Here is a 6,658-nt window from a genome sequence, read left to right on the forward strand (position 1 = left end):
GTGGCCGGGGTCAGGCGAGGTCGGTGACGGTGAGGGTGACCGCCACGGGGCCGGTGTCCGGGCCCGCCTCCCGGCGCACGGCCGCGGTGACCGCCTCGCGCACCGCCCGGGTCACGTCCAGCGCCCGGTGGCCGCGGCGCACCGCGAGCTGCACCTCCACCTGCCAGCCGCCGCCGAGCCCCGGGCGCACCCGTACACCCGCGGAGCGCGGTGCGGATCCCGCGTCCCCCGCGGGGCGGCGCCGGGCGGGGAGCCCGGTGCCCCGGACCACGTCCGCCAGACCCGCGCGGAGGAAGGCCACGCCGGTGGCGCCGGCGGCGGCCTCCGCCGCCGCCTCGGCCAGCCGGTCCCGCAGCGCCCGCGTCTCCTGCCCCGTCATCGTCCGGCCCCCTCACCCTGCCGGCCCGGGGCGCTCGGGCCGCCGGGGCCGTTCGTGGTGCCGCCGGTGCCGGAGTCGTCCCGGGGCCCCGTGCCGCGGCGGCCGCCCGCGCTGCCGGGACTGCCGGAGCCGCCCGCGCTGCCGGAGCCGCCCGCGCTGCCGGAGCCGCCCGCGCTGCCGGAGCCGCCCGTGCCCGCGTCGGCGGGGGTGTCGAGCACGTCGACGACGGCCACGTCCACGGCCCGCACGTCCAGCCCCACGGTCTCCTGTGCCGCCGCCAGCACCCGGCCCCGCACCTCCTCGGCCACGTCCGGAACGCTGCGGCGCAGGTCCGTGGCCACCTCCACCCGGACCCGCAGCGGCCCCCGCGCGGCCGCCGTCCCGTGGCTGCCCGGCACGGGCGCCTCCAGCGGCCGGACGCGGCAGCTTCCCGCCCGCACCCCGGGGAGGGTCTCCGCCGCGTCCCGGAAGGTCCTGGCCGCCGCCGCCTCCACGATCCACGAGTCCTCGTCCGGTGTGCCGAGCGGCAGGCTGCGGCCCGGGCGCAGCTCCAGCCGAACGAGGTCCATCACCCGGGCCGTGACCGCCTCCGCCCGGCCGTCCGCGCCCCGGGACCCCTCCGGGCCCGTACGCCCCGCGGGTTCCTCGTCGGCGGCGCGGGCGCTGCGGACGAAGTCGTCCAGCACCCGCAGCCGGTCCAGTGCCGCCGTGCAGTGTGGGCACCGCGCGTAGTGCGGGTCGCCGGTGGCGGCGTCCTCGTCCCAGGCGTCCCAGACCTCGCGCAGCGTCCGGCCGCAGGGCAGCCGCTCGTCGTCCGCGCCGCGGCCGTCCCGCGGGTCCCCCGGGTTCGCATTCATCGCCATGCGCTCATCGCCTCCGTCAGATGCCGCCGCACGCGGAAGATCCGGCCCCGTACGGCATGGCGGCTGATGCCCACCGCCGCCGCGATGTCCTCGTACGACAGCCCGTGCAGCTCCCGCAGGACCCAGCAGGCCCGCTGCTCCGGGGTGAGTTCCTGCAGCGCCCAGGAGAGCGCGTGCAGCGCGGCACTGCCCTCGGCAGCCCGTTCGGGTGAGGTCTGGTGCTCCGGAGCGGCCGGTTCCGGCACGGCGTCCAGTTCGGTGGTGGGCCGCCGGGAGCGGAGCCGGTTCAGGCAGCGGTTGGTGACGATGCGGTACATCCAGGTGAGGAACGAGGAGTCGCCGCGGAACTCCGGCAGCCGCCGCCAGGCGTTCACGAAGGCGTCCTGCACCGCGTCCTCCGCCTCTCCGCGTTCGCCCAGCAGCCGGTGCGCGAGTTGCAGCAGGACCGGGGTGTGCCACCGCACCAGCGTCTCGAACGCCTCTTCGTCGCCCTCGCCCGCGCGTGCGGCGAGCAGCGCGTCCTCCGGTGCGGCCACGCACTGCCTCCTCCCTGCGCGCAGGAATCCTCCGGCACCGGCGTGACGTCACGCCGATGTCCGTGTCCAACTCATTGTGGGCGAGCATGATGTGGCCAGCGGGTCAGGTGCAGCCATTCGCAGTCATCTGCCATCGAGGAGACCTTCCATGACGACGAAGACAGCGTCCCCCACGTCCACCGGCGACGCGAACCCGGAGGCCCCGGCGGAGGGACCCGCCGACGCCGCCACGGCGGCCTCTCCGCCGCAGCCGCGTGCGGGGCACCCGGGCTCCGTGCAGGGCGCCGCCACCGTCGGCGCCGGAGCCACCGGGCCGGAGGCGCCCGCGGGCACCCGCGGGCACACGTCCATCGCCGACCTGGTGGTGGTCAAGATCGCCGGAATGGCGGCACGCGAGGTGCCGGGCGTGCACGACATGGGCGGCGGGCTCTCCCGCACTCTGGGCGCCGTGCGCGAACGGGTGCCGGGCGGGCGCCCGAACGTCGGGCGCGGCGTGAAGGTGGAGGTGGGGGAGCGGCAGACGGCGCTCGACCTGGACCTCGTGGTGGAGTACGGGGTGCCCATCACGGAGGTCGCCCGGGACGTACGGGAGAACGTGATCGCCGCGGTCGAGCGGATGACCGGGCTGGAGGTGGTGGAGGTCAACGTCGCGGTGGGCGACGTCCACTTGCCGGACGAGGAGGACGCGGACGCGCCCGGACCCCGGGTGTCCTGACGCCGGGCCGGCGCGACGCGGCGGGCGCGGCCTGACCAGGGGCCGGTGCCGGTCGGCCGTCCGGCGCACGCCGGCCGGGCCGGGCCGCCGGCGCCCGCCGGGCGCGTGGCCGACGCGCCGCGACGGCCGGTGGCCCGCCGCTTCCGCCGGTGCGCCCCCGGGGGCCGAACGGCGGTGGGGATCCGCAGGTACGGGGGAGGGGCCGTCCGCGGCCGTCCGGCACCGGTGGTCGTGGCGGCCGGCCCGGCCCCGCCGGGCGCGTCGGTCAGCCGGTGGCGAGAACCGCGCGAACCGTCTTGCCGCCGCTCGGGTGGTCCGTGACCACGAGCCGCCGGGCCAGATGGCGCACCAGCGCGATCCCGCGCCCGCCCTCGCCGTCCGGACCGGCCGCGCGCAGCACCGGGCGCTGCGCGCACCCGTCGTGCACCTCGATCGTCACCGTCCGCGCCGCCGTGCTGAGCCGCAGCCGGCACCGCCCGCGTCCGTGCCGGGTCGCGTTGGTGACCAGCTCGGAGACGATCAGCGCCGCGTCGTCCAGATGCCGTGCGGCATGCGGCGGCGCATGCTCGCCGGTGAGAAAGCCGGTGGTGAGGCGGCGGGCCCAGCGGGCCGACGCCGCCTCCTGCGGCAGCGTGTACTCGACGCGTGCGCCGCGTCCGGCCGTGCGGCCGGTGCGCGTCCGCGCGCGCAAGGTCGCGCGCATGGTGGTCACTCCCCCTCCGTGCCGTGACGGGTGGCGACGTACCGGGGCGATCCATCCGGTGTTCGACCCGTCGTACGCAACGGGTCATTCCCCGTCCGGCCGGGGGCAATCACGATCGGAGCGGCTGTCAAGGGTGCTCACCGGACCTTCACCCTCCGGTCGCGGGGCGGAAGGGCCCGTACGCTGCCATGCTGGGACCAGCGGCACGGAGTCCGGTGCGCCCGCGCAGTCGCGGGCGGACGCCTCCTGAGAGGACGACGTCGGAGGGTCCGACCATGCTGAGCACGCAGTACGTTCCCGGGGCCCCGGTCTGGCTGGACCTCGGGGTGCCCGACATCGACCTGGCGGCCGGGTTCTACCACGCGCTGTTCGGCTGGGCGTTCCGGATCGCGGGACCGGAGGCGGGCGGGTACGGGATGTTCCAGCTCGACGGGCGCACGGTCGCCGCGATCGGCCCGCTCACCGCGGAGGGCGCCCGGCCCTCCTGGGACGTGTACTTCCACACCCGGGACGCGGACGCCACGGCCAAGGCCGTCGAACACGCGGGCGGCAGTGTGCGCGTGGCGCCGTTCGACATCCACGCGCTGGGCCGCATGGCGGGCTTCACCGACCCGACGGGTGCGGACTTCTCCGTCTGGCAGCCCGGGGAGATCCGCGGACTGGACCTGGTCACCGCGCCCAACGCGCTGACCTGGACCGAGCTCTACACCACGGACGCCGCCACCGCACGCGTCTTCTACCGCGCCGTCTTCGGCTGGGAGCTGGAGGACACCCCGGTGGACGCGGGCACCACCTACACCGTGGCCTCCCCGGCCGGCGGCGGCCGCCATGCGGCGCACGGGGGGCTGGTGCAGCTTCCGGAGGAGAACGTCACGGTCGGTTCCCGCTCCGGCTGGCATCCGTACTTCGAGGTTCCCGACTGCGACGCGACGGTCGCCATGGCGACGGCGCGCGGTGCCACGGTGACCGTGCCGCCGCTGGATCTGGAGGGGGTGGGGCGGACGGCGATGTTCACCGACCCGTTCGGAGCGGCGTTCGCGGTGGTGACGAGCGAGCGCGACGAACCGTAGGGGCGAACCGGTCGCGCGTGCGCGCGGCCGGAACTCCGACGTACCACCGGCCGCACGGGCTGAGGAGCCGCCGCCCGTGCGCGCGCGGCCGGGAACGCGCGGGTGTGTGAGCGCCCGTCCGGAGCCGCGTCGCGCGTGCGCGCGGGGCCCGGGCTGCCCGGGTACGGACGGGCCGGGGGCGCGGACCGGGCCGGGCCCGCCCGGGCTCGCGCGCGCGGGCGGCGGCATGATGGCCGCATGTCCGTGCTCCGCTCCGTCGCGCTCTTCGTCCTCGCCGCGCTCTGCGAGATCGGCGGCGCCTGGCTGGTCTGGCAGGGGGTGCGGGAACACCGCGGCCTGCTCTGGATCGGCGCGGGCGTGGTCGCCCTCGGCCTCTACGGCTTCGTCGCCACCGCCCAGCCCGACCCGCACTTCGGGCGGATCCTGGCGGCGTACGGCGGGGTGTTCGTGGCCGGTTCGCTGGCCTGGGGCATGGTCGCGGACGGCTTCCGCCCGGACCGCTTCGACGTGCTGGGCGCCCTGCTCTGCCTGGCGGGGGTCGCCGTGATCATGTACGCGCCGCGCGGCTGAGAGGCGGCTGCCGGGGCCGTGCGGGCGGGCGCGCAGCGCGCCGCCGCCCCGAGGCGCCGTGTCCGGTGCTGCGCGGCGGGTTCGTGGGGGTGTTCCGCGGGTGCGGGGGAGGTGCGCCGTGTCCGGTTCTGCGCGGGGTGTCCGCGGGGACGTTCAGCCGGTGACCGTGAAGCGCACCGGGGTGCCGGGGGCGGCCTGGGCCGCCCCCGCGAGCGCCGGCTCCGGGACCACGCCGATCACCGGATAGCCGCCGGTGGTCGGGTGATCGGCGAGGAAGACCACCGGCCGCCCCGCGGGCGGCACCTGCACGGCGCCCAGCACCATGCCCTCGCTGGGCAGTTCGTCCGTACGGGCGCGCTCCAGGGCGGGGCCGTCCAGCCGCAGGCCGATGCGGTTGCCGGTGGCGGAGACCCGGTAGCGGGCGGCGGCGAGGGCGTGCAGCGCCCCGGCGGGGAACCAGTCGTCGCGCGGGCCCGGCACCACCGGCAGCACCAGCGCGGCGGGCGGCGCCTGCCAGGGCGCGCCCGGCACCGGCGGCGGTCCGGGCACGGCGGGTGCGCCCAGCGGCAGCCGGTCGCCGTCCCGCAGGGGTTCCGGGCCGAGCCCGGAGAGCAGGTCGGTGGCGCGGCTGCCCAGCACCGGCTCGACCACCACGCCCCCGGCGAAACCCAGGTAGCTGCGCACCCCGTGGGTGGCCGGCCCGGCGGCGAACACGGCGCCCGCGGGCACCCGTACGGGCGTCCCCCAGGGCGCCGGCCGCCCGTCCAGGGTGACCGGGCAGGGCGCGCCGGTGACCACGGCGACGGTGGGCCGCAGGGCCCGTACGGCGCAGCCGGACAGGGTGGCCTCCAGGGTGGCCGCGTGCGCGGGGTTGTGCAGCAGCCGGTTGGCCAGCCGGTGCGCGGGCTCGTCCAGTGCGCCGGAGCGCGGCACGCCGAGATGCGCGTGCCCCGGGCGCCCGAGATCCTGCACGGTGGTGAGCGCCCCGGCGCGTACGACCTCCAGCGCGGCGCCCGGCGCGGTGCCCTGCGCGGTGCCCTGCGCGGGATGCGGGGAACCCGGGGGCCGCGCGGCGGTCACCGCGCCCCCTCGCCGGTGGGCCCGGCCGCTGAACCGTCGGCGGACCCGGCGGCGGACCCGGCCTCGGTGAAACGGACCCGGGTCCCCGGGGTGAGCAGCGCCGCCGGCTCCCGGCCCGGGTCCCACAGCACCGTGCCGACCGCGGTCCCGATGAGCTGCCAGCCGCCGGGCGAGGGGCGCGGATAGACACCGGCGTAGGTGCCGGCCAGGGCCACCGCACCCGCCGGGACGCGAGTGCGCGGGCTCTCCCGGCGCGGCACCCGGTACCGCTCGTCCAGCCCGGTCAGATAGCCGAAGCCGGGTGCGAAGCCGCAGAAGGCCACCCGGAAGGCGGTGCCGGTGTGCACCCGGACCACCTCCTCCGTGGAGACGCCCCACAGCGCGGCCACCTCCGGCAGGTCCGGCCCGTCGTAACGCACCGGGATCCCGACCGTCGCCGCGGCCTGCCGGGACGCGGGCGGAAGGTGCCAGTGCGGCAGTTCGGCGGCGAGCCGCCCCGGCTCGTCCAGCCCGTCCAGCAGCACCGTCCGGGCCCCGGGCACCAGCTCCCGTACGGGCGGCAGGGTGCCGGCGGCGCGGCGGCGCAGCAGTTCGGCGTGGAGCGCCTCGGCGGTGGCGGCGTCCGGCGCCTCCACCAGCAGCGCCCGCCGCCCGGCCCGGCGCACCCGGAGTGCGGAGGCGGGGGCGCCGTGCGCCGCCGGGCGGGGGTGCGGTGCCGTGGTGCCGGGGGCCGGTGCTCCCG

The 6,658-nt window shown here is 78.1% G+C and carries 9 protein-coding genes; 3 read left to right on the top strand and 6 right to left on the bottom strand.

Annotated features, from left to right (window positions below; genetic code table 11):
- Positions 1–10 precede the first annotated feature (10 nt).
- Genes HOY81_RS13590 through HOY81_RS13600 form a run of 3 tightly spaced genes read right to left on the bottom strand, consistent with a single transcriptional unit; the run spans position 11 to position 1,778 of the window.
- On the bottom strand, positions 11–379 hold the full coding sequence (locus tag HOY81_RS13590) for an Asp23/Gls24 family envelope stress response protein (protein ID WP_237320593.1): 369 nt from the start codon (positions 377–379) through the stop codon (positions 11–13).
- Entirely contained in the window at positions 376–1,242 is an 867-nt protein-coding gene (locus tag HOY81_RS13595) for a hypothetical protein (protein ID WP_237320594.1), read from the bottom strand. The genes HOY81_RS13590 and HOY81_RS13595 overlap by 4 nt, the downstream gene beginning before the upstream one ends.
- Complete coding sequence (locus HOY81_RS13600; protein WP_237320595.1) at positions 1,233–1,778, bottom strand: RNA polymerase sigma factor; 546 nt, start codon at positions 1,776–1,778, stop codon at positions 1,233–1,235. The genes HOY81_RS13595 and HOY81_RS13600 overlap by 10 nt, the downstream gene beginning before the upstream one ends.
- Before the next feature lie 148 nt (positions 1,779–1,926).
- On the opposite strand from HOY81_RS13600, the gene HOY81_RS13605 reads away from it, so the two are divergent.
- Positions 1,927–2,493: an Asp23/Gls24 family envelope stress response protein gene (locus HOY81_RS13605; RefSeq protein ID WP_237320596.1), complete on the top strand. Its 567-nt coding sequence runs from the start codon at positions 1,927–1,929 to the stop codon at positions 2,491–2,493.
- A gap of 265 nt (positions 2,494–2,758) precedes the next feature.
- On the opposite strand, the gene HOY81_RS13610 is transcribed toward HOY81_RS13605, so the two are convergent.
- A complete protein-coding gene (locus HOY81_RS13610) occupies positions 2,759–3,196 on the bottom strand; it encodes an ATP-binding protein (protein WP_237320597.1) in 438 nt (145 codons plus the stop codon).
- Positions 3,197–3,471: 275 nt separating this feature from the next.
- Between HOY81_RS13610 and HOY81_RS13615 the strand changes: the two genes are divergently transcribed.
- Together HOY81_RS13615 and HOY81_RS13620 are read left to right on the top strand one after the other, a co-directional pair.
- A complete protein-coding gene (locus HOY81_RS13615; protein ID WP_237320598.1) occupies positions 3,472–4,266 on the top strand; it encodes a VOC family protein in 795 nt (264 codons plus the stop codon).
- A gap of 237 nt (positions 4,267–4,503) precedes the next feature.
- On the top strand, positions 4,504–4,836 hold the full coding sequence (locus HOY81_RS13620) for a YnfA family protein (protein WP_237320599.1): 333 nt from the start codon (positions 4,504–4,506) through the stop codon (positions 4,834–4,836).
- Positions 4,837–4,989: 153 nt separating this feature from the next.
- Here HOY81_RS13620 and HOY81_RS13625 read toward each other — a convergent pair whose 3' ends face one another.
- Complete coding sequence (locus HOY81_RS13625; RefSeq protein ID WP_237320604.1) at positions 4,990–5,841, bottom strand: biotin-dependent carboxyltransferase family protein; 852 nt, start codon at positions 5,839–5,841, stop codon at positions 4,990–4,992.
- A gap of 71 nt (positions 5,842–5,912) precedes the next feature.
- On the bottom strand, positions 5,913–6,581 hold the full coding sequence (locus HOY81_RS13630; protein ID WP_237320605.1) for an allophanate hydrolase subunit 1: 669 nt from the start codon (positions 6,579–6,581) through the stop codon (positions 5,913–5,915).
- Positions 6,582–6,658: the final 77 nt, after the last annotated feature.

The organism is Streptomyces sp. JJ36 (assembly GCF_021696945.1).
Classification (GTDB): Bacteria; Actinomycetota; Actinomycetes; order Streptomycetales; family Streptomycetaceae; genus Streptomyces.